The organism is Alkaliphilus metalliredigens QYMF, from assembly GCF_000016985.1.
Lineage (GTDB): Bacteria > Bacillota > Clostridia > Peptostreptococcales > Natronincolaceae > Alkaliphilus_A > Alkaliphilus_A metalliredigens.
This window is the reverse complement of the sequence record NC_009633.1, coordinates 3,772,654-3,791,685: the sequence shown is the minus strand read 5'-3', so window position 1 is coordinate 3,791,685 and position 19,032 is coordinate 3,772,654. Positions and strand designations below refer to the sequence as shown.

The window sequence follows — 19,032 nt, the reverse complement described above, 5'->3', positions numbered from 1 at the left end:
AACGGATGAATAAAAAAGAATACTTACCAGTGCTGGCTGGAATCGTGGTGGCAGTGGTTTTTGGGTTTTCTTTTATGTTTACTAAGGAAGCTTTGGGGGTCGTTGCACCTTTTCATTTATTAGGGCTGCGTTTTATGGTAGCAACAACAGTCTTAACTATTTTAAAGCTTTTAGGACTTATCAAAATTAATTTTAAAGGAAAGCGGTTACAGGTATTATTGGTATTATCATTGTTCCAACCTGTATCCTATTTTATTTTTGAGACACTAGGAGTGAAGATGACATCTTCTTCTCAGGCAGGAATGATGATTGCCCTCATCCCAGTGGTGGTGGCCATTTTAGGAACAATATTTTTAAAGGAAAAACCTGGGAAAATTCAATCTGTTTTCATTGGATTATCTGTAGTAGGAGTTGTTTTTATTGCAATTATGACGGGAAATGTAGACATCGGTAGTAGTCTTGCTGGCATTTTTGTCCTACTAGGTGCAGTTATTTCAGCAGGTGTGTTTAATATTCTTTCTAGACAATCCTCATTACGATTCACCCCTGTAGAAATTACATTTGTGATGATGTGGGTAGGGGTTGTGACATTTAATACGATCGCGATTACACAGCATTTAATTACAGGAGAAATCACACAGTATTTCAGTCCATTGGCCGATCCAACAGTGCTGACTGCCATATTATATTTAGGCATTCTATCTTCTGTCATCGCCTTCTTTATGGTGAACTTTATGCTGTCTAAAATTGAAGCTTCTAAATCTGCGGTTTTTTCCAATCTGACAACAGTCGTCTCTATTGTTGCTGGTGTCTTTATTCGAAATGAACCATTCTATTGGTTTCATGTGATTGGTGGTATGATGATTTTAGCAGGCGTATGGGGTACCAATTATTATGGACATAAAAGAGCCTCAGCTTTAATAAAGGAAAAATATGAGACGTTACAATCTTAAGGATTGTCTTTACCCTCCAAAAAATATGTCAATGTCAGGAAACCTGGATATCGGATATCTAGGTTTTCGTTTTGAGAATAAGCAGAATTGTATCGGTGCAAATATATATAAGTAAATAGTGAATTCAACGTTTACAGGCGGATATCTTTATGGTAGAATAAAATTGTAATCATACACCGATACAACATACATACAATAAAGAGAGGATGAGAGGAATGAGACAACAATCAGTACAGGATTTAGCAATTTTAGGTTTATTAACTGCATTAGTGGCAGTAGCAACAATGGCCATTACAGTGCCTGTTCCAGCAACAGAAGGCTTTATTCATATGGGAGACAGTATGATCTTCTTGGCTGCCATCCTTTTTGGCAAGAGAAAAGGAGCCATTGCAGCTGGGGCTGGATCGGCCTTAGCTGATGTTCTATTAGGATATACACATTGGGCCATACCAACATTGATTATTAAGGGGCTTATGGGTTATATGGTAGGTGCCATTGCAAATCAAGAAAATGAAGAAGTGATGAACACACGAAATATTGCAAGCTTAATTGTAGGTGCACTATGGATGGTAGGCGGATATTTTGTGGCTGGGGGACTCATGAAGGGAAGCTTCGCAATATCCTTAGTAAGTGTACCAGCTAACCTGATTCAAGGAATTGGTGGCGCAATTTTATTTGTACCCATTGGAGTCGCTTTAAAAAGAACAAAATACTTTCAAAAATATATATTAAAATAGAGGAGTAGAATTTCTACTTCTTTTTTATATAATAGGAAAGTTTTGCTTTCCCATTATATAAAAAATCAAGATGAAAAATTGACAGAAGGGCCTCAAAAAAGGTAAAATCAAATGTATTGTCTTATGATAGATTAGAAAAAGTATAGATAGCATATAAATTATAAATAGAAAGAGGAATAAAAATGAGTCAAAAACAAGTAAATTTTTTAGATGAAGTGAGAAGAAGAAGAAACTTTGCCATTATCTCTCACCCTGATGCAGGAAAGACAACATTAACAGAAAAATTATTGCTTTACGGAGGCGCAATTCGTTTAGCAGGATCAGTCAAATCCAGACGAGCACAAAAACATGCGGTATCTGACTGGATGGAAATCGAAAAGCAAAGAGGAATTTCTGTTACCTCCAGTGTGCTTCAATTTGGATATGATGGGTACTGTGTTAACATTTTAGATACGCCGGGTCATCAGGACTTCAGTGAAGATACCTATCGAACCTTAATGGCTGCCGATAGCGCTGTAATGGTAATCGACTGTGCTAAGGGAGTCGAGGCACAAACGAAAAAGCTTTTTCAAGTTTGTAAAATGAGGGGAATCCCAATCTTTACATTTGTGAATAAGCTAGACAGAGCAGGAAAAGACCCCTTCGAATTGATGGAGGAAATTGAGAATGTATTAGGAATTCGTTCTTATCCAATGAATTGGCCTATCGGGACCGATGGGAACTTTAAGGGAATTTACAATCGGGATAAGTCTCAAGTGGAGTTATTTCATGGTGGGAATCATGGACAAAACGTAGTGAAATCCACTGTAGGAGATGCAAGTGATGAAAAATTTAAGGGGTTATTAGGAACAGAGATGTATGAACAGCTACAGGAGGAAATCGAACTTCTAGACACGGCTGGAGATGAATTCGACTTAGAGAAGATAGCCAAGGGTGAATTAACGCCAATGTTTTTTGGTAGCGCCATGACAAACTTTGGCGTCCAACCTTTCTTAGAGTCATTTTTAAAATTGACAAAACCCCCTACACCTCGTGTGAGTAACGCAGGAGAAGTAGATCCTGAAAGTAAAAACTTTACAGGCTTCGTCTTTAAAATCCAAGCCAATATGAATCCAGCTCATCGAGATCGACTGGCATTTATTCGTATTTGTTCTGGAGAGTTTGTAAAAAGCATGGAAGTCAATCACGTCAGACACAACAAAAAGGTAAAACTCTCTCAACCACAACAATTTTTAGCACAGGAGCGTGCCGTGGTGGAACGAGCTTACCCAGGAGACATTATCGGGATTCATGACCCAGGTATTTTCAAAATTGGGGATACTTTATGCGAAGACGATTCTAAAATCCAATATGAAGGAATTCCTGTGTTTTCACCAGAACACTTTGCTAAGATATATGCTAAGGATTCCATGAAGCGTAAGCATTTTATTAAGGGGATCACACAGCTGGCAGAAGAAGGTGCCATCCAAGTTTACAAAGAGCTGAACATCGGGACTGAAGAGATCATTGTTGGTGTGGTAGGTGCATTGCAATTTGAGGTATTAGAATATCGTTTGAAGAATGAATACAATGTTAATATTCTAATGCAACAGCTACCATTTAAACATGTTCGTTGGATTGAAATGGATGGATTTGATTCAGATCGATTTAAAGGAACAACAGATACATTAATTGTAAATGATGAAGATGATAAGCCCGTGATATTGTTCCAAAATGAATGGTCTATTCAAAGAGTATTAGATAGAAATGAAGGGGCTGTGTTGAAAGAAATTTCAGCTAGAAGCTTTAAATAAAAGTAAACAATAAACGAGTGCATCCTGCACTCGTTTATTGTTTTTTGACTTATACTTATTATGATCCAAGAGAACTAAGGACATAAAAAGCAATTAATTTAATTCATCAAAGTGCTGCAATATAGTCATAGGCTCCCAGTGGTCCTCATTAGGGAGATGGTGATCTCGAACTAAACGCAAGATATCCTCCTCTAACTCAATGGATTTTAACATCTCATAACCAAGTAGGGGATGATGATATTTAAAATATAGGGCTTTTTTGACAAAAGAGGGTAAGAGGGATTCCTTGAGGTTAAGCTTTATGGCCATAACCACAAAGGATTTATTGAGGAGCGTTAAATTACTACCAATTTTACCAATGTCGTGGAGCAAGGCTCCCCGAATAAGCATTATATTTTGGGGGGAATTTGATTGACAGCCATAGGCTACATTTAAAGAATGTCTTTGCTCACTGATCCGTAATTCATAGAAGAGGGCTGATTCTTGTGTGTTTAAATGTCTTTCGATGAAAGCATGGTCTTCCTCAAGAACCTTTGCTGTTACTCCTTGGGTGAATTGTTTGACTCTATATAACATTGTTAAGGCTCCTCATCAACAGTATTTTTTCGATTTAAGTGCTAAAGTTCAAGTGAAAGATGGTATCTTACTTATATATTGTACAGTATCGGGTCTCGGAATTCAATTTACGGATAAGAAATTTCTATATAAAAGACAAGATTGTTTGGATTCTAAAGGGATTGGTTATATAATAATAGATAATGGAGATTCTATCTACCAGTAGAACCGAACTGAAAAAGGGAGTGTTAAATTTGAAGGCATTATTTACTTATGATTATGGTCAGGAAAAAATGGATTCAATTAGAGCACTGGGCTATGAATTGCTCGTTGTTGATGAGAAGAATGTTACATATAGTGAAGAGATGCAGGATGTAGAGGTATTGGTTTGTTATAATCCATTTCGCAGTTTAGATATTAAGAAGATGAGAGATCTTAAATGGATTCAATTGTCCAGTATTGGTATCGATCAAGCGCCAGTAGATGTGATAAAGGAGCAAGGAATGATACTCACTAACAATAAAGGCGGTTATAGTATTCCAATGGGTGAATGGGTTGTACTTAAAATACTAGAAATTTATAAGCAGACCCATCAGCTTTATGAACAACAACAACTGAAGACCTGGAAGATGAGAACCGGTCTATTGGAGCTCTATGGTAAAAAGGTTGCCTTTATTGGAACCGGCAGTATTGCAGTGGAGTCAGCAAAAAGACTTCGGGGATTTGAAGCCAAAGTCATAGGGGTTAATACCGAGGGAACAGAGGCACCCTATTTTGAACAATGCTATCCAGTCAGAGAATTGGAAGAAGTATTAAAAATCAGCGATGTAGTGGTCTTAACCATCCCTTATACTAAAGAGACCCATCACTTAATCAATGAAGTTAGATTAAAAGAAATGAAAAAAGATGCTGTGCTAATTAATGTGTCTAGAGGAAGTATTATTGATGAAAAGGCCCTCATTAAACACATGCAAGAGGGGAACCTATTAGGTGTGGCTCTAGATGTATTTGAAGAAGAACCCTTGTGGGAGGAAAGTCCCTTGTGGAAGCTGGATAATGTCATTGTTACACCCCATAACTCATGGATTTCAGAAATGCGCAATGAGAGGCGATTTAGTCTTATTTATGAAAACTTAAAGCGTTACAGTGAAGAAAATGAATTGGTTAATGTCTTAAATCTAGCAAAAGGATATTAATAAGGTATGATAAACAAAATAATTAGTGAAGAAAGACTTTCATATCGATTATTTTACTGGAGAAGCCTAAGTCGAGAAAAGAGGGTTATGAATGAAGAGTAAGCATAAAACATATGAGCGAGGCTCATTTATCTTATGTAGCGATTTTGAAGTCAGGACGATCCGGGATGAAGATCAGTGGGGAGATGTTGATCTGTTTATTCCCCTGGGACATCGTAGTATTAATGTGGCTTTACCCTTCGTCGATAGTACAATTATGTCTAGGATTCAATTATCGGAAATAAGAAGTGTGGTAATTCGTTTTAACACCTCTGAGTCAAATAATTGGGCCACGATTCATTTTTTAAATAATGTAGATCTATTGTCCCAAGTGTTGAATTTTGAGTTTCAATACAGCGATTATGAAATACAGATTAAACAAGATGAGTTTGCTACCCTGTTTCAGATGGTAGAAAAAGGATCGTAAATTCCAAGTAATTGTGGTATTTCTTCATATAAAGAGAAGATGTGTCATATATATGAACTAGCGGATAACCTATTTGAAAAAGTGAAAATAGGATAGAAGAGGGGGGAGTATATATGTTTACATGGATTGCGCTAGTACTCATTATTATTGGAGCGATTAACTGGGGATTAATTGGATTATTTGGATGTAATATTGTAGAAAAGCTCTTTGGAGGACCTAGATCCATCGTGACAAGGATTATCTATAGCTTAATTGGACTATCGGGTATTTTCACATTAGTCATGCTCTTTTTAAGGAGATAAAGGCAGCGGGAAACCGCTGCTGTTTTCGTGAGGATGTAAAACCAAAAAAATCAAAGCTGGATTGAAGATAGAAAAAAGGGAAATCTATACAGTAGGAGAACTATATATAGAGGAACATGAAGTTTTAATGTACTGATGAATTGAAATTTCCTAATGAAAGGATTGAAGTGAGGATGGCTAGAATCAAACCGGTATCATTGGAAAATGCAACTGAAGAAGCGAAGGAGATTTTTGAAAATTTTCTAGAACAACGAGGGAATGTGCCAAACATGTTTCGAACACTGGCTCATAGACCCAAAATACTAGAAACGGCATATGAACATTTCTCAACAATTCTACAAACAGGCACTGTGGACATTAAGCTAAAGGAAATGGTCGCGGTTAGGGTGTCACAGTTGAATGATTGTGGCTACTGACTATCCTCACATACTGCTTTGGCAAAGCGGTTCGGAGTCTCAGAGGAAGCCATGGCTCAAATGGAGGCAGGACTCAAAGATCCCTCAAAATTTACAGAAAGAGAGTTTGTGGCATTAGAATTTGCACAAGTGATGACATTAGATTCAAATGCAGTAAAGGATGATTTGTGGAATCGGCTTAGGGAACACTTTGATGAGGGACAAGTCATCGAAATAGCCTGCGTCATAGGGTGCTTTAACTATTTTAATCGTTTTAATAATGCATTAAAAGTTGACATTACTGCTTAATACTACTTAACACTACTTAAAATCTCAAGAGTTATCTTGAGATTTTTTTTGTCTACTCTTCTATAAAATAATGAATTCGGCCATCTTTTTTATTAACCAAAAAATATTATTCACATATACTGATAATGAGAATATTGAGAGGAGGAAGACTATGTATCATAATTATCCTAACCCCTATGAAAATTCCTATGGTTATGGCATGCCTCCAATGGCAAGCCAACAACCAACTATGCCAGAGCCACCAAGATGTCCCGGTGGAACCATATATACAGTGCGCCCTGGAGATAGTATGTTTAGAATCGCAAATCAATTCGGAATAAGTTTACAGGCATTAATCCAAGCAAATCCACAGGTGACTAATCCCAATGTCATTTTCGTGGGTCAGCGGATTTGTGTGCCGACTGTAGTCGTACCCCCCCCACCACCAGGACCATTCTGTCCGGATGGAACGATTTATGTTGTCCAGCGTGGAGATACAATGTTTAATATTGCCAGAAGATTTGGTGTGACTTTACAAAGATTGATCCAAGCAAATCCCCAGGTGGCAGATCCAAATGTATTGGATGTTGGACAGCAAATATGTGTACCTGTGCCTGATGCACCACTTCCAGAGGGGATCTGTCGTGTTGCATTAAGACCGGAAAGAACTGGAGTGCTAGGTGGAACCGCATTTATTAACCTAGATGATCCAACAATTTGGATTACGACATTTGGCCTACCGTGCTACACAACCATTGATGATGGAGAGTATACTTGTTACTATGCATGGGTTGTTGATCGAGACGCACCTAAATATTATAGAGTAGACCTAAAGGATTGCAACGTACCAGGAATCAGAGCAGGATATGCTAAGGATACTGGTAGCTGGAGAGGATACGATGAAATTATCGTAACAGCAGAAAAATCAGCAGTGAAAGCACCAACGGGTCCTGTTTTCTTAAGAGGAAGCTTAGCACAATGTAGGTAGTTGGATAAATAGAAGAACACCCTATATCTTAAAAGTATAGGGTGTTTTTTTGATGTATAGTAAATTATGGTCTTTAATTTCCTATACATTGGGGAGTGCAGTTGTATCAGTGAAACATCGAAGATTATTTTTGTGGTTCAAATTTGTAAAGAGACTGAAATAAATCAATGGGAGCAGTTATGGTATAATTTAGTATAAGTAACATTGTGCCATAAGAGACAAAGTAGAAGGGAAGGGTTCACCATGAAAAAATGGATGACCTACTTATTAATTATGATGATTTTCATTGGTAGCGCAGTACCTAGTGTGGCCAGTGGAAGAATTACTACATTAAAAGATATTAGCAATCATTGGATTCGTCAAGAACATGAGACTGTGCTTTATTTATTTCAGCATTTAAGAATAGTCAGCGGGTACCCAGATGGGACATTTAAACCACAAAATGATATTTCAAGGGCAGAGTTAATAACGATGTTAGTTCGTGCCCAAGGAGATCCGAAGCAAAAAATGGATATGAAACAAACCTTTCAAGATGTGACAAGTACTCATTGGGCGTATCCTTTTATTCAACAAGCTGTTAAACAAGGAATTATCGTACCTGAGGATTACCCCAACTTGAAATTCCAACCAGAGAAAGCCATTACAAGAAGTGAAATTGCAATGATGGTTGTGCGAGGACTGGGAATAGAGATTGAAAGCAATCGAGAAAAAATTGCTACTCACTTTTTAGATGATGGAAACATATCTGCTCAAATGAGACCTTATATTCAGAAGGCCTCTGAAATAGGAATCATATCAGGATATGCACAAGCAGAAGGATTTACATTTAAACCGAATCATACAGCCACAAGGGCTGAAGCTGTTATCTTACTTTACAAATTCTTGCAAAACAAAACGGAATTAAAGCAAATTAGCTACTATGCCATTGACTCTTTTAAGCAGATTGAGGATACAAAGGTCTTTGATGAAATCGTTTTTGGATGGAGCTCATTAAAGAAAGCCAGTAATGGAAACATTGTTTTTTCCATGGACAATGAAAAAAGCGATTATAAGCTGCCACGGGGCCATGAATCAGCATTAAAAAAAGTGGATGATTTTAATGTCAATAAAAAATTGATGTTAACTGAGAATGACCGAGAATTAATTTATCCTCTACTAGAGAATAAGTCATATCAGAATAAGGTAATTAAAGATATTGTAGAAGCTTTAGGAACCTATGGATTTACCGGTATTGTGATGGATTTAGAAAGTATTAGAGATACAGAGAAAGGATATCGACAACATTACGTATCCTTTTTAAAAGAGTTAAAGAAAGCATTAGAGCCCGAAGGATATGAACTTACAGTAGCAGTACATCCTAATAATGTTTCGGGGTTTTATGATGGGTATGATTATAAAGGAATTGCAGAAGTAGCTGATGAAATCAATTTAATGGCTCATGATTATCATGAAAGTAACAATCAAAATATGTTAACAGACCATGCGCCCTTTGACCGTGTTCATGAAGCCCTTGGAAATTTAATTGACAGTGGGGTACCAAGGGACAAAATTATCTTGGGTCTACAGGTAGTAGCGGGGACCCAATGGATTACTGAAAATCGAAATGGACTACCCTTCAGAGAGTTCCGCTCTCCGGCCATGGGCATCATATATGAATCTCTTAGTACATATCAAAATCATGATTCATTCTCAAGTGGGATTTCCGTGGAAACCCTCACTCCATATTATAGATACACCCTCAATGAAAATGGTCAGGAAAGCAGAAGGCTCGTGCGTTATGAAGATCAAAAAAGTATCGAAAGTAAGATACTTTTGGCTAAATTTTATGGTGTCAAAGGCGTTTCATTTTGGCGTATAGGAGAGATACAAAAAGACATTATCATGTTAATTGATGAATATGGCTCAAACTAAGTTTGAGCCTTTTTTCTTCTTACAAGGATCGTTGGAAAAGTGAACTGAAAATATAGTATAATATAAGAGAAAAGTGAACCTCGCTACAATCAGTGGGGGGTAAAACTGCCACTTAATGAAGTCTCATTTGATAAAAGGGGGCCCAAGAATGAGTAAAGAAAGTAATGTGATGGTATGTGTAACAAAACAAAAAACCTGCGAGAGATTGATTGGAGCAGGAGCAGAGCTTCAACAAGAAAAGGGAGGGGAATTGTTCATAGTACATATAGCACCCCGAGGATGGAATATTTTAGGTAATTCAGAAGAGGGAGAGGCCTTGGAATATCTTTTTGAGATTTCTAAATCTGTAGGTGCAGATATGACAGTTTTTAGATCCTCTGAAATTAGTAAAACCATTATTGAATTTTGTAAAAATAAGAATATCGAAACCATTGTTCTAGGAGAATCTCTGGAAACAAGACCTGATAATAATATGATTGTGCAACTAAGTCAAGAAGTATGTGGAGATGTTGACATTAAAATAATACCAACGTATGAACTAAATGAAATTTAAATGTCGGATAGGGATCATATTGGATGATTCCCTATCCGATTCATTGTACTAGGGGGAGTCAAGATGAATGAATTAACATTACAAAGAAGGTGGCGTATTTGGTTGGTTTTAGTGCTAGCCTTCGTAACTGTGTTTTTTCATAGATTAGCTATGGGAGCTGTGGCAGATAACTTGGCTGTAGACTTACAAATGTCTGCTACGGCCTTAGGAAACTTAACCGCTATGAACTATTATGCATACGCAGCAATGCAAATTCCTGTGGGGATTATGGTAGATACCATTGGTGTCAGAAAAATTTCTACTCTGGGGATGCTATTAACAGGACTAGGATCTATTTTACTAGGGCTAGCCACTACATTAACAACCGCCTATATTGCTAGGTTCTTAGTGGGGATCGGGACTTCTGTGATTATTGTATCGATCATGAAGGTACAGGTTCAATGGTTTGAACCAAAATCATTTTCAACATTAAGTGGCATGACTACATTTGTTGGTAATATAGGTGCATTGTTAGCTACATTTCCGTTGACATACCTGGTGATTAGGGTGGGCTGGAGAGTGAGCTTTCACTTAATGGGTTTGATATCCATTGTATTGGCTGGAATGATTTGGATGATTGTTAGAGATAAGGTGAATGAAGAAGACCCTTTGGGGAAAGAATCACAGTCATATCGAGATGCCTTTGGGGGGGTGAAGAAGGTAATCACCAATCCATACACCTGGCCACCCTTCATGATTATGTTCAACTTAGTGGGGTCAATAACAGCAATAACTGGGTTATGGGGAATCCCTTATATGATGCATGTGTATCGGTTGGAAAAAGAGAGCGGGGCTTGGTATATCGCCTTTATCTCACTAGGGGTTATTATGGGCGCTCCCTTGATCGGGCGTTTATCAGACCGGCTAGGAGGGAAGGTAAAACCAATCCTTTTAATCGCCACATCACTTTATACAATGCTGTGGGTGTATATGGCATTATCTGGTGGCGCGCCTTCCTTGGCAGTGATACCCATTATATTTTTGGGTATAGGAGTAACGATGATTTGTCATATACTGGCATTCACTAATGTAAAGGAAGTAAATGATATTAGATATTGTGGTAGTGCCACCGCATTTATTAATGTGGGGGAGTTCATTGGAGGGTCCTTTCTAAGTCTGGCAATTGGATTTTGGTTAGATCGAGGATGGTTAGGGCGAATGGTAAACGGAGTGAAAGTGTATGAGGCAGAGCAGTATCAAACTGTATTTTGGATGATTGCCTTTGCAGGTATGATTAGTATTATCAGCACATTACTAATGAAAGACAGTGTAGCTCAAAAGGAGGGAAAAAGTGCAAAAGGAGAAGCAATTATATAGAACATATTCAGAATTTTTAAAGGAAAAGTACGGAGAAAAAGTGTATAAGCTACCAATCAATTTACCGCTGACTTGTCCAAATAGAGATGGGAAGGTGGGAATAGGGGGGTGTACTTTTTGTGCAGAGGTGGGCACTGGATTCGAGTGTTTGCCTAACTCCTATGAAGTAGTTGAACAATTAGAAAAAAATAAATCCTATATACAAAAAAAATATAAGGCAAACAAATTTATTGCATACTTTCAAAATTTCAGTAACACGTATATGCCATTTGAGCAATTTCAAAAATATATAGAAGAGGCAATTGTGGAAGATGTGGTTGAAATCGCAATTTCCACAAGACCTGATTGTATAAACGACAAATACTTGGGATTTTTACAATCACTTCAAGAAAAACATCATATTGAATTTAGCATTGAGCTAGGTTTGCAAACTGTTAACTATCATACATTAAATAAAATTAACCGAGGACATACCCTAGCTGAATTTATTGATGCTGTTCTTCGGATTAAAAGATATGGTTTTCCAATTTGTGCACATTTAATTTTAAATCTACCGTGGGACACGGAAACCGATGTGATTGAAAATGCAAAAATAATGTCCGCCCTAGGGATTGAACAAGTAAAACTCCATGGATTGTACATTATGGAGAATACAGCCATGGGGAAAATGTATGAGAACAAAGAGTTCCAGATGATTTCTGTGGAAGAATATCAGGAACGAGTGATGATTTTTCTAGAATACTTAAGTTCTCATATTGTTGTTCAAAGATTGATCGGTAGAGCTCCCAAGGAAAACAGTTTGTTTGTCAATTGGAATATGAGCTGGTGGAAAATAAGAGATGAAATTCATGAGATGATGATTCAAAACCATAGGTATCAAGGCAAGAAATCCGACTATTTAAATGGAAAAGCCCTAGATTAAATGATATTTAACAAAAAACCCGAAATCAGAAGGAATATTTCCGAAAATATAGAATATTAAGAATAGGGAGTAGACATATTGAAATAGGAGGGCTAATATTGATCAAATTAATTATTGGGAAAAAAGGCAGTGGAAAAACTAAATTATTAATTGAAAGTGCTAATGATCATATAAAAAAGGCCAAGGGACATATTGCTTTTATTGATTATGATAACAGTCATATGCTACAGGTGGATTATCGAATAAGATTCATTACAACAAAAGACTATTCAATTAAAGATGGTGTCGGTTTCTTTGGTTTTTTATGTGGGATTATTGCATCAAACTACGACATAGAAACAATTTACGTTGATCATTTGTACAATATCACACAAAAGGAACTTGCAGATTTAAATTGGTTTTTTAAGCAATTAGATCAATTAGATTTGAGATTTAATATCAACTTCGTGATCGGATTAGATAAGGATTTAGAGGAGTTGCCAGATTATTTAAAGAAATATATGAAAATAGAACTATAAAAGAGCAGCTTAGCTGCTCTTTTATAGTTGGTCGTCAATCTCATTAAATTCAGGGAACCGCCCGACTTCCTTTTTAGAGAAAATGAGTTGTTCGCCGACCTTGACTTCAAATACCCCACCAGATGATGGGAGTAGTGTCAGGGAAGGAAGATCATTTTTATACTTTGAAAGTAATTCTTCAGCCAAACCTAAGGCTTTTGGTAGGTATCCTCAGCCTGTGCAATACTCAATACTTAACTTCTTCATGAAATTTGCCTCCTTAATCAGTTTTTTTTATGATTAACTAATGTATGATTGATAAAATCTATTGATGTTATATTACCCGATTTAAGCAAAAAAAAACATCCCATGGTTTTAATTTCATAAATTGTGGTAAATATATAATGGATTGATTGAGTAAGCCTGGATTTAAACATATATTTGAATTGTGAAAATTTTAATGGATTCAAGGCGACAATAGTAGAAGCAAAAGATAGCATTTCTAGTTTTTTATTTGCCAGAACTCGATCCTAACCAATGGGAATAGGTTATACTATATAATGTATGTGGATTAAAAAGTATGTTACAATGATTGAAATACATAGTTAATGAATGGATTTTCAAAAGACATTAGAGGAGGAAGATTATGAAAACAAAGATTGGTATTAATGGATTTGGAAGAATTGGAAAAGGGGTTTTAAAGGCTTCTCTTGAGAAAGACCTCAATGTAGAAGTGGTAGCAATCAATAGTACAAGTGGACCTGAGAATCATGCCCATGTGTTTAAATATGATTCTCTTTATGGCATATTACAGGAAGAAGTAAGGGCCACGAAAGACGCTTTGATTATTGGAGATAAAACCATTCAGTTTACAGCCCATAGAGATCCTGCCCAAATTCCATGGAAGGAAATGGGTGTGGAGATTGTGGTTGAATCTACTGGAATCTTCTTAACTAAGGAAGCTGCTTCAAAGCATTTTGAAGGTGGCGCTAAAAAGGTAATCCTTTCAGCACCTGCTAAGTCAGGAGAGGACTTAACAATTGTCATGGGCGTTAATCACGATCAGTATGATCCTAAAAAACATCATATTTTATCTAATGCCTCTTGTACAACAAACTGCTTAGCACCAGTAGCAAAAGTGCTAGAAGATTCCTTCGGTATTGAAAGTGGTATGATGACCACAGTACATGCCTACACCAATGATCAAAGGATACTAGACTTACCTCACAAAGATCCAAGGAGAGCTAGGGCAGCAGCTGAGTCTATTATTCCCACTACGACGGGAGCAGCCAAGGCGGTAGCAAAGGTCATCCCTTCTTTAGAGGGAAAATTAAATGGAATGGCCATGCGTGTACCGATTCCTGTGGTATCCGTAGTCGATTTAGTAGCTGAATTGAAAACGAAAACAACAGCTGAAGAAGTGAACCAAAAATTAAGAGAAGCGGCAGTGGGCAAAATGGAAGGAATACTAGGTTATAATGAAGAGCCATTAGTATCAATCGATTATAAAAAAGATCCAAGATCTTCAATAGTCGATGCCCTTTCTACAATGATGGTTGGAGACAAAATGGTGAAGGTCGTTTCTTGGTATGATAATGAGTGGGGATATTCAAATCGTATTGTGGATTTAGCTGGCTATATTGCAGAAAAAGGATTATAGGCCAACTGTCAGTGAACCTTTATGCTCAACCTATATAAAACATTGTTTTTAAAGAGATAAGTAGACCTGAATAAAGGCCTACTTATCTTTATGTATAAGAGAAGTACCAGCAGGCACATGATCGCATATTGATGACCAATAAACTCAACTTAGTAAAAGTAGAGATTAAATTACAAAAATAGAGAAATAATGATATAATAGAGAGGGGATTATTGATGGGAATTAATTAGATTAAGAAGATGAAAAAAATTAAATTACTTAAATTAATTTATTTCATTTAGTTTATATAGCGGGGTGATTTATTTGAAGCAAATAGAATGGAAAAGGACTTTAATTCCTTATGAACAGGCAGTAGAGGAATTGAAGGTTAAGTTTAAAAGCATAAGAAATGAACTAAGAGCAATGGGGGAATATTCCCCCATTGAATTTGTGACAGGAAGAGTTAAAAAGATTTCAAGCATTTTAGAAAAGGCTAAAAAACTAGATGTAAGTTTAGAGGAAATTCACGATAAAATAGAAGACATTGCAGGGATTAGGATTATGTGCCAGTTTGTAGAAGATATTTATACTGTGGTAGATTATATTCGAGAGAGAGATGGGAAGGATCTTGAAATTGTTTACGAGAAGGACTATATTACAAATTATAAAGACAGTGGTTATCGGAGCTATCATGTGATTATTCGCTATCCTATCCAAACGGCTTTGGGTCCTAAGAAGATTTTAGCAGAGCTTCAGATTCGAACACTGGCCATGAACTTTTGGGCAATTATTGAACATTCCCTAAAGTATAAATATAAGCGTCAAATACCAGGGCACATTAATGACCGTCTAGAAAAAGCAGCCCATGCAGCTTTTAAGCTAGACCAAGAGATGTCAGAAATTCGGCATGAAATTAGACAGGCGCAGAAATTGTTTGAAATTAAATCCAATACGATTTCAAACATTTTAAAGAACATTCAACTACTTTATTTGGTAGGACGTGTAACAGAGGCAACGGAATTTCAAGAGCGATTTAATGAAATGTGGGACAATGGAGACGTCAAGGAACTGAAGGATTTCGCAAGGGAAGTCAGTGAATTTAGCGAAAAATATGACGCCTATGAGTAAAAGACCAAGAAGAGATAGGTGATGAAATGGCATTATATGCAATCGGAGATTTGCATTTAAGTGGAAACGTAGATAAACCAATGGATATTTTTGGTGATCAATGGAAGCAACATCATGAACGAATTAAAACAAGTTGGCAACAGACTGTACAGAAAAATGATACGGTGTTGATACCTGGTGATATTTCATGGGCTATGAATTTAGAAGATGCCATGATTGATCTACAATGGGTAGATGATTTGCCGGGAAAAAAAGTCTTATGTAGAGGTAACCATGATTATTGGTGGAGTTCAATAAAAAAACTCAATAGTCTCTTTGAGAAGATGGATTTTGTACAAAATAATTTTTTTGTGCATGAACACTATGCGGTTTGTGGTGCAAGAGGATGGAATTGTCCTAATGTACATAGGTTTACAGAGCATGATCAAAAAATTTATGAGCGTGAAGCACAGCGACTCAGACTATCGTTAGACCAAGCAAGAGGTGCTGGCCATGAAGATTTTATTGTGATGCTTCATTATCCACCAACAAATGATAAACTCATGCCCTCTTTGTTTACGGAAATTTGTGAAGAATACAAAGTCAACCAAGTTGTTTATGGACATTTGCATGGCGAAGACTCTCATGGGGCAGGACTCAGGGGAAATCATAATGGGGTAAACTATCACTTGGTCTCTTGTGATTATTTGCAGTTTAAGTTAATACAGATACTATAAAATACCGAGATAGTCACATTTATCTCGGTATTTTTAATTGGGATTGGTGGTTTGCCAATTGACGAATATAAAAAATGCTAGCTCCAGTTAAAAGGAAACTTAGAGAGAACACAGAAGACATAGGGAATAGACCCATTAGATCTTGGACTAAATAACCGCCAATAAAACCGCCTAATAGACTGCAATAAAAGAATCCCAGAGAAGTGAACTGATTATATATTTTCAGAGAATCAGCAATAATATACATACCACTATAATAAATGGAGGATAGGGATAAACCTAAAACAGCTAAGACAGTAAGATATAGCAATCCCTCAACCAAGATGGAGGTGAGGGGTAAAATTAATGCAGAGATTAAAATACCCACAGTAGTGAGCTGAAAAGGATGTTTCAGGACTTTTAGTGATTTGTGCTGAAGTGTAAAACACAGTATAATCAAGCCCATAATGAGTATGGAATCCCAACTTAGTGGTGGAAAAAAATCAGTTAAATATAATGTTGTAATGGAGAAGGAAAATAGGAATGGAATTAAGTAAACCAATGATAGGTTAGATTGAAGTGCAAAGGGTAGCTTCTGTATAGATCTCGTCTCAAGAAGTGATTCTCCAAGAAGCAACTGTAATGTACCTATAAAAACATAGGAAAAAATCAATAGTAAGAATATAAAATGAGGTGCACCCAAAACAGATAATAGGCTGTTAATGATAAGTGTTCCCATGGCACAAAGAATGATTAAAATACTAATGTATAGTGGAAATTCAACAATGTGTTGATTAACAGTGGTGATGGATATGACGCTATTTAATATCAAATACGTGATGCAAATGCCATTTAATATTTGAAATAGCCCTAATCCTAAGGAACTGGTTGTTGAAGTATGCCATCCTGTAGAAAAGATTAATATTAGAAAAACAATCGTTGTGATGGTTTTTCTTTTCATTACTAATAAACCATCAAAATGGCTCATAAACATACCGGAGATCAGTAATGTCAGTGCAAAAATTAAAATCAACCAATTATAAGATGAATGATTGTCTAAGAAGTATTCATCAAACATAGAAAGAATGGCAAAGTTGAAAAAAAGTCCTGAAAATGCGACCCCTAATACTAGATAATTTAGAGTTTGATTGAAGGATTTAATGATAACCCCTCCTTTCAAATGTTAAAAGCAAAGTAGAATATGGATATATTCCTAGGATGGCCATATTTGAGGAAAAAATTCCTTTGAAAAATGAAAAAAGTGCCTAGTATAGACTAGACACGTTAATCACGGAATTGAAGTTAGATGGAATTGCTACTTTTTAAAACATTTTTAATTTTGTGTTGAACCATTTTTTTGATTGCATTTCTACCAGGTCCTAGGTATTTTCTTGGATCAAATTCGCCTGGATTCTCGATCAATTCTTTTCGGATGGCTGCAGTCATAGCCAATCGAAGATCTGTATCTATGTTAATCTTACATACCCCAAGGGAAGCAGCTTGTGTCAGCATCTCTTCAGGCACCCCTTGTGCCCCTGGAATATTACCACCATACTGATTGCACATCTCGACAAACTCAGGCAATACAGTAGATGCCCCATGGAGCACAAGAGGAAAGTTAGGAAGTAGGCTAGAAATTTTAGCTAATCGATCGAAGTCTAACTTAGGTTCTCCCTTAAATTTATATGCGCCATGACTTGTTCCAATTGCAATAGCTAGAGAGTCCACTCCAGTTCTTTTAACAAATTCAACGGCTTGTTCAGGGTTGGTATAGCTGGCATCTTCAGCACTGACATTGACATCGTCTTCTACTCCAGCTAATCGACCCAGTTCAGCTTCAACCACAACCCCTTTACTGTGGGCATAATCCACAACTTTTTTAGTGATTTCAATGTTTTCTTCGAAAGAATGATGAGATGCGTCAATCATAACAGATGTAAAACCATCATCAATACATTGCTTACAAATTTCAAAGCTATCACCATGATCTAAATGTAAAACAATGGGTAAATCGGTGTCTTCAACTGCCGCTTCAACCAACTTTCTTAAGTAAATAGGATTAGCATACTTTCTTGCGCCTGCTGAAACTTGTAGAATAATAGGAGAACCTTCTTCCTTGGCAGCATCTACAATTCCTTGAATGATTTCCATATTGTTGACGTTAAAAGCGCCAACGGCATATTTGCCTTTATAGGCATTTTCAAAAAGCTCTTTACTCGTTACTAATGGCATTGTTATTCCTCCTAAATAATTAATCATGAAAGAAACCTTGGTTATTTTCCTATATTTTACCACACTGTGACAATTAGCGTCAACGGGGACATAAATAGTCCGAGTAGGATTAAGAAACGATCATGTTACATTAGATTAATCCAATTCATATTATACTATACATAGGGATAAAGAACAGCCAAGTAGTTAAAAGATAGACTGAATTTAAGCAGAATTTCTATATGGTAGAGGATCGATGTCTAGTTTATCCTGAAAATATGATGCATATTAGAGTAAATTAAGTCATTTAAGTTAAAAATATAATTTATGACTATGAATATTCAACGAAATGAAGTAAAATAATAGAAACAGGTTTTTTGCCAAAGTGATCATATAAGTATATAATATAAATATATCAATAGAAGTTGAGTCCGCATATTTATATTG

21 protein-coding genes are annotated in these 19,032 nt (G+C 36.5%); 17 read left to right on the top strand and 4 right to left on the bottom strand.

The window, feature by feature from the left end; translation table 11 throughout:
- The first annotated feature begins 5 nt into the window (after nt 1-5).
- From AMET_RS18155 to AMET_RS18145, 3 genes are all read left to right on the top strand, one after another.
- A complete protein-coding gene (locus AMET_RS18155; RefSeq protein WP_012064774.1) occupies nt 6-953 on the top strand; it encodes a DMT family transporter in 948 nt (315 codons plus the stop codon).
- Nucleotides 954-1,168: 215 nt separating this feature from the next.
- A complete protein-coding gene (locus AMET_RS18150) occupies nt 1,169-1,690 on the top strand; it encodes an ECF transporter S component (RefSeq protein ID WP_012064773.1) in 522 nt (173 codons plus the stop codon).
- Nucleotides 1,691-1,872: 182 nt separating this feature from the next.
- Nucleotides 1,873-3,483, top strand: a complete 1,611-nt coding sequence (locus tag AMET_RS18145; protein ID WP_012064772.1) for a peptide chain release factor 3 — start codon at nt 1,873-1,875, stop codon at nt 3,481-3,483.
- 93 nt (nt 3,484-3,576) lie between these two features.
- Here AMET_RS18145 and AMET_RS18140 read toward each other — a convergent pair whose 3' ends face one another.
- Complete coding sequence (locus AMET_RS18140; protein ID WP_012064771.1) at nt 3,577-4,059, bottom strand: HD domain-containing protein; 483 nt, start codon at nt 4,057-4,059, stop codon at nt 3,577-3,579.
- Between the two features lie 182 nt (nt 4,060-4,241).
- Here AMET_RS18140 and AMET_RS18130 point away from each other — a divergent pair, with 182 nt between their 5' ends.
- From AMET_RS18130 to AMET_RS18080, 11 genes are all read left to right on the top strand, one after another.
- Complete coding sequence (locus AMET_RS18130; protein WP_049765301.1) at nt 4,242-5,234, top strand: phosphoglycerate dehydrogenase; 993 nt, start codon at nt 4,242-4,244, stop codon at nt 5,232-5,234.
- A gap of 91 nt (nt 5,235-5,325) precedes the next feature.
- A complete protein-coding gene (locus AMET_RS18125) occupies nt 5,326-5,700 on the top strand; it encodes a hypothetical protein (protein ID WP_012064769.1) in 375 nt (124 codons plus the stop codon).
- Nucleotides 5,701-5,813: 113 nt separating this feature from the next.
- The gene (locus tag AMET_RS18120) at nt 5,814-6,002 is read left to right on the top strand and encodes a DUF378 domain-containing protein (protein WP_012064768.1); all 189 of its coding nucleotides are present in this window, start codon (nt 5,814-5,816) and stop codon (nt 6,000-6,002) included.
- Between the two features lie 173 nt (nt 6,003-6,175).
- A complete protein-coding gene (locus tag AMET_RS18115; protein ID WP_041721035.1) occupies nt 6,176-6,418 on the top strand; it encodes a carboxymuconolactone decarboxylase family protein in 243 nt (80 codons plus the stop codon).
- A gap of 18 nt (nt 6,419-6,436) precedes the next feature.
- The gene (locus AMET_RS18110; protein WP_157047289.1) at nt 6,437-6,706 is read left to right on the top strand and encodes a carboxymuconolactone decarboxylase family protein; all 270 of its coding nucleotides are present in this window, start codon (nt 6,437-6,439) and stop codon (nt 6,704-6,706) included.
- Nucleotides 6,707-6,857: 151 nt separating this feature from the next.
- Nucleotides 6,858-7,673: a LysM peptidoglycan-binding domain-containing protein gene (locus AMET_RS25180; protein WP_012064766.1), complete on the top strand. Its 816-nt coding sequence runs from the start codon at nt 6,858-6,860 to the stop codon at nt 7,671-7,673.
- A 243-nt stretch (nt 7,674-7,916) separates the two neighbouring features.
- Nucleotides 7,917-9,584 carry a glycosyl hydrolase family 18 protein gene (locus AMET_RS18100; protein WP_012064765.1) on the top strand — a complete coding sequence of 556 codons (1,668 nt, stop codon included), beginning with the start codon at nt 7,917-7,919 and terminating at the stop codon, nt 9,582-9,584.
- A 148-nt stretch (nt 9,585-9,732) separates the two neighbouring features.
- Nucleotides 9,733-10,137, top strand: coding sequence for an adenine nucleotide alpha hydrolase family protein (locus AMET_RS18095; RefSeq protein ID WP_012064764.1), 405 nt, complete (start codon nt 9,733-9,735; stop codon nt 10,135-10,137).
- Between the two features lie 63 nt (nt 10,138-10,200).
- Complete coding sequence (locus tag AMET_RS18090; RefSeq protein ID WP_012064763.1) at nt 10,201-11,493, top strand: MFS transporter; 1,293 nt, start codon at nt 10,201-10,203, stop codon at nt 11,491-11,493.
- Nucleotides 11,468-12,415 (top strand): TIGR01212 family radical SAM protein, encoded by a 948-nt coding sequence (locus AMET_RS18085; RefSeq protein WP_012064762.1) that lies wholly within the window; start codon nt 11,468-11,470, stop codon nt 12,413-12,415. Before AMET_RS18090 ends, AMET_RS18085 begins: the two co-directional genes overlap by 26 nt.
- Before the next feature lie 98 nt (nt 12,416-12,513).
- Nucleotides 12,514-12,933 (top strand): hypothetical protein, encoded by a 420-nt coding sequence (locus tag AMET_RS18080; RefSeq protein WP_012064761.1) that lies wholly within the window; start codon nt 12,514-12,516, stop codon nt 12,931-12,933.
- Nucleotides 12,934-12,954: 21 nt separating this feature from the next.
- Here AMET_RS18080 and AMET_RS25175 read toward each other — a convergent pair whose 3' ends face one another.
- Nucleotides 12,955-13,179 (bottom strand): SelT/SelW/SelH family (seleno)protein, encoded by a 225-nt coding sequence (locus tag AMET_RS25175; RefSeq protein ID WP_012064760.1) that lies wholly within the window; start codon nt 13,177-13,179, stop codon nt 12,955-12,957.
- A 379-nt stretch (nt 13,180-13,558) separates the two neighbouring features.
- Here AMET_RS25175 and gap point away from each other — a divergent pair, with 379 nt between their 5' ends.
- The 3 genes from gap (at nt 13,559) to AMET_RS18065 (ending at nt 16,395) form a co-directional block, all read left to right on the top strand.
- Entirely contained in the window at nt 13,559-14,572 is a 1,014-nt protein-coding gene (gene gap, locus AMET_RS18075; protein ID WP_012064759.1) for a type I glyceraldehyde-3-phosphate dehydrogenase, read from the top strand.
- Between the two features lie 303 nt (nt 14,573-14,875).
- Nucleotides 14,876-15,679 (top strand): GTP pyrophosphokinase, encoded by an 804-nt coding sequence (locus AMET_RS18070; RefSeq protein ID WP_012064758.1) that lies wholly within the window; start codon nt 14,876-14,878, stop codon nt 15,677-15,679.
- Between the two features lie 26 nt (nt 15,680-15,705).
- Nucleotides 15,706-16,395 (top strand): metallophosphoesterase, encoded by a 690-nt coding sequence (locus tag AMET_RS18065; RefSeq protein WP_012064757.1) that lies wholly within the window; start codon nt 15,706-15,708, stop codon nt 16,393-16,395.
- Between the two features lie 19 nt (nt 16,396-16,414).
- Here the strand turns inward: AMET_RS18065 and AMET_RS18060 are convergent, their stop codons facing one another.
- A complete protein-coding gene (locus tag AMET_RS18060; protein WP_012064756.1) occupies nt 16,415-17,554 on the bottom strand; it encodes a hypothetical protein in 1,140 nt (379 codons plus the stop codon).
- A 122-nt stretch (nt 17,555-17,676) separates the two neighbouring features.
- Nucleotides 17,677-18,606, bottom strand: a complete 930-nt coding sequence (gene fba, locus AMET_RS18055; RefSeq protein WP_012064755.1) for a class II fructose-1,6-bisphosphate aldolase — start codon at nt 18,604-18,606, stop codon at nt 17,677-17,679.
- Nucleotides 18,607-19,032: the final 426 nt, after the last annotated feature.

Bases quoted from the DNA above. Each gene is read 5' to 3' on its own strand.
- AMET_RS18155 (WP_012064774.1), top strand. From the start codon at position 6: ATGAATAAAAAAGAATACTTACCAGTGCTGGCTGGAATCGTGGTGGCA.
- AMET_RS18130 (WP_049765301.1), top strand. From the start codon at position 4,242: ATGGAGATTCTATCTACCAGTAGAACCGAACTGAAAAAGGGAGTGTTA.
- AMET_RS18145 (WP_012064772.1), top strand. From the start codon at position 1,873: ATGAGTCAAAAACAAGTAAATTTTTTAGATGAAGTGAGAAGAAGAAGA.
- AMET_RS18150 (WP_012064773.1), top strand. From the start codon at position 1,169: ATGAGACAACAATCAGTACAGGATTTAGCAATTTTAGGTTTATTAACT.
- AMET_RS25180 (WP_012064766.1), top strand. From the start codon at position 6,858: ATGTATCATAATTATCCTAACCCCTATGAAAATTCCTATGGTTATGGC.
- AMET_RS18140 (WP_012064771.1), bottom strand. From the start codon at position 4,059: ATGTTATATAGAGTCAAACAATTCACCCAAGGAGTAACAGCAAAGGTT.
- AMET_RS18065 (WP_012064757.1), top strand. From the start codon at position 15,706: ATGGCATTATATGCAATCGGAGATTTGCATTTAAGTGGAAACGTAGAT.
- fba (WP_012064755.1), bottom strand. From the start codon at position 18,606: ATGCCATTAGTAACGAGTAAAGAGCTTTTTGAAAATGCCTATAAAGGC.
- AMET_RS18120 (WP_012064768.1), top strand. From the start codon at position 5,814: ATGTTTACATGGATTGCGCTAGTACTCATTATTATTGGAGCGATTAAC.
- AMET_RS18125 (WP_012064769.1), top strand. From the start codon at position 5,326: ATGAAGAGTAAGCATAAAACATATGAGCGAGGCTCATTTATCTTATGT.
- AMET_RS18100 (WP_012064765.1), top strand. From the start codon at position 7,917: ATGAAAAAATGGATGACCTACTTATTAATTATGATGATTTTCATTGGT.
- AMET_RS18095 (WP_012064764.1), top strand. From the start codon at position 9,733: ATGAGTAAAGAAAGTAATGTGATGGTATGTGTAACAAAACAAAAAACC.
- AMET_RS18115 (WP_041721035.1), top strand. From the start codon at position 6,176: ATGGCTAGAATCAAACCGGTATCATTGGAAAATGCAACTGAAGAAGCG.
- AMET_RS18090 (WP_012064763.1), top strand. From the start codon at position 10,201: ATGAATGAATTAACATTACAAAGAAGGTGGCGTATTTGGTTGGTTTTA.
- gap (WP_012064759.1), top strand. From the start codon at position 13,559: ATGAAAACAAAGATTGGTATTAATGGATTTGGAAGAATTGGAAAAGGG.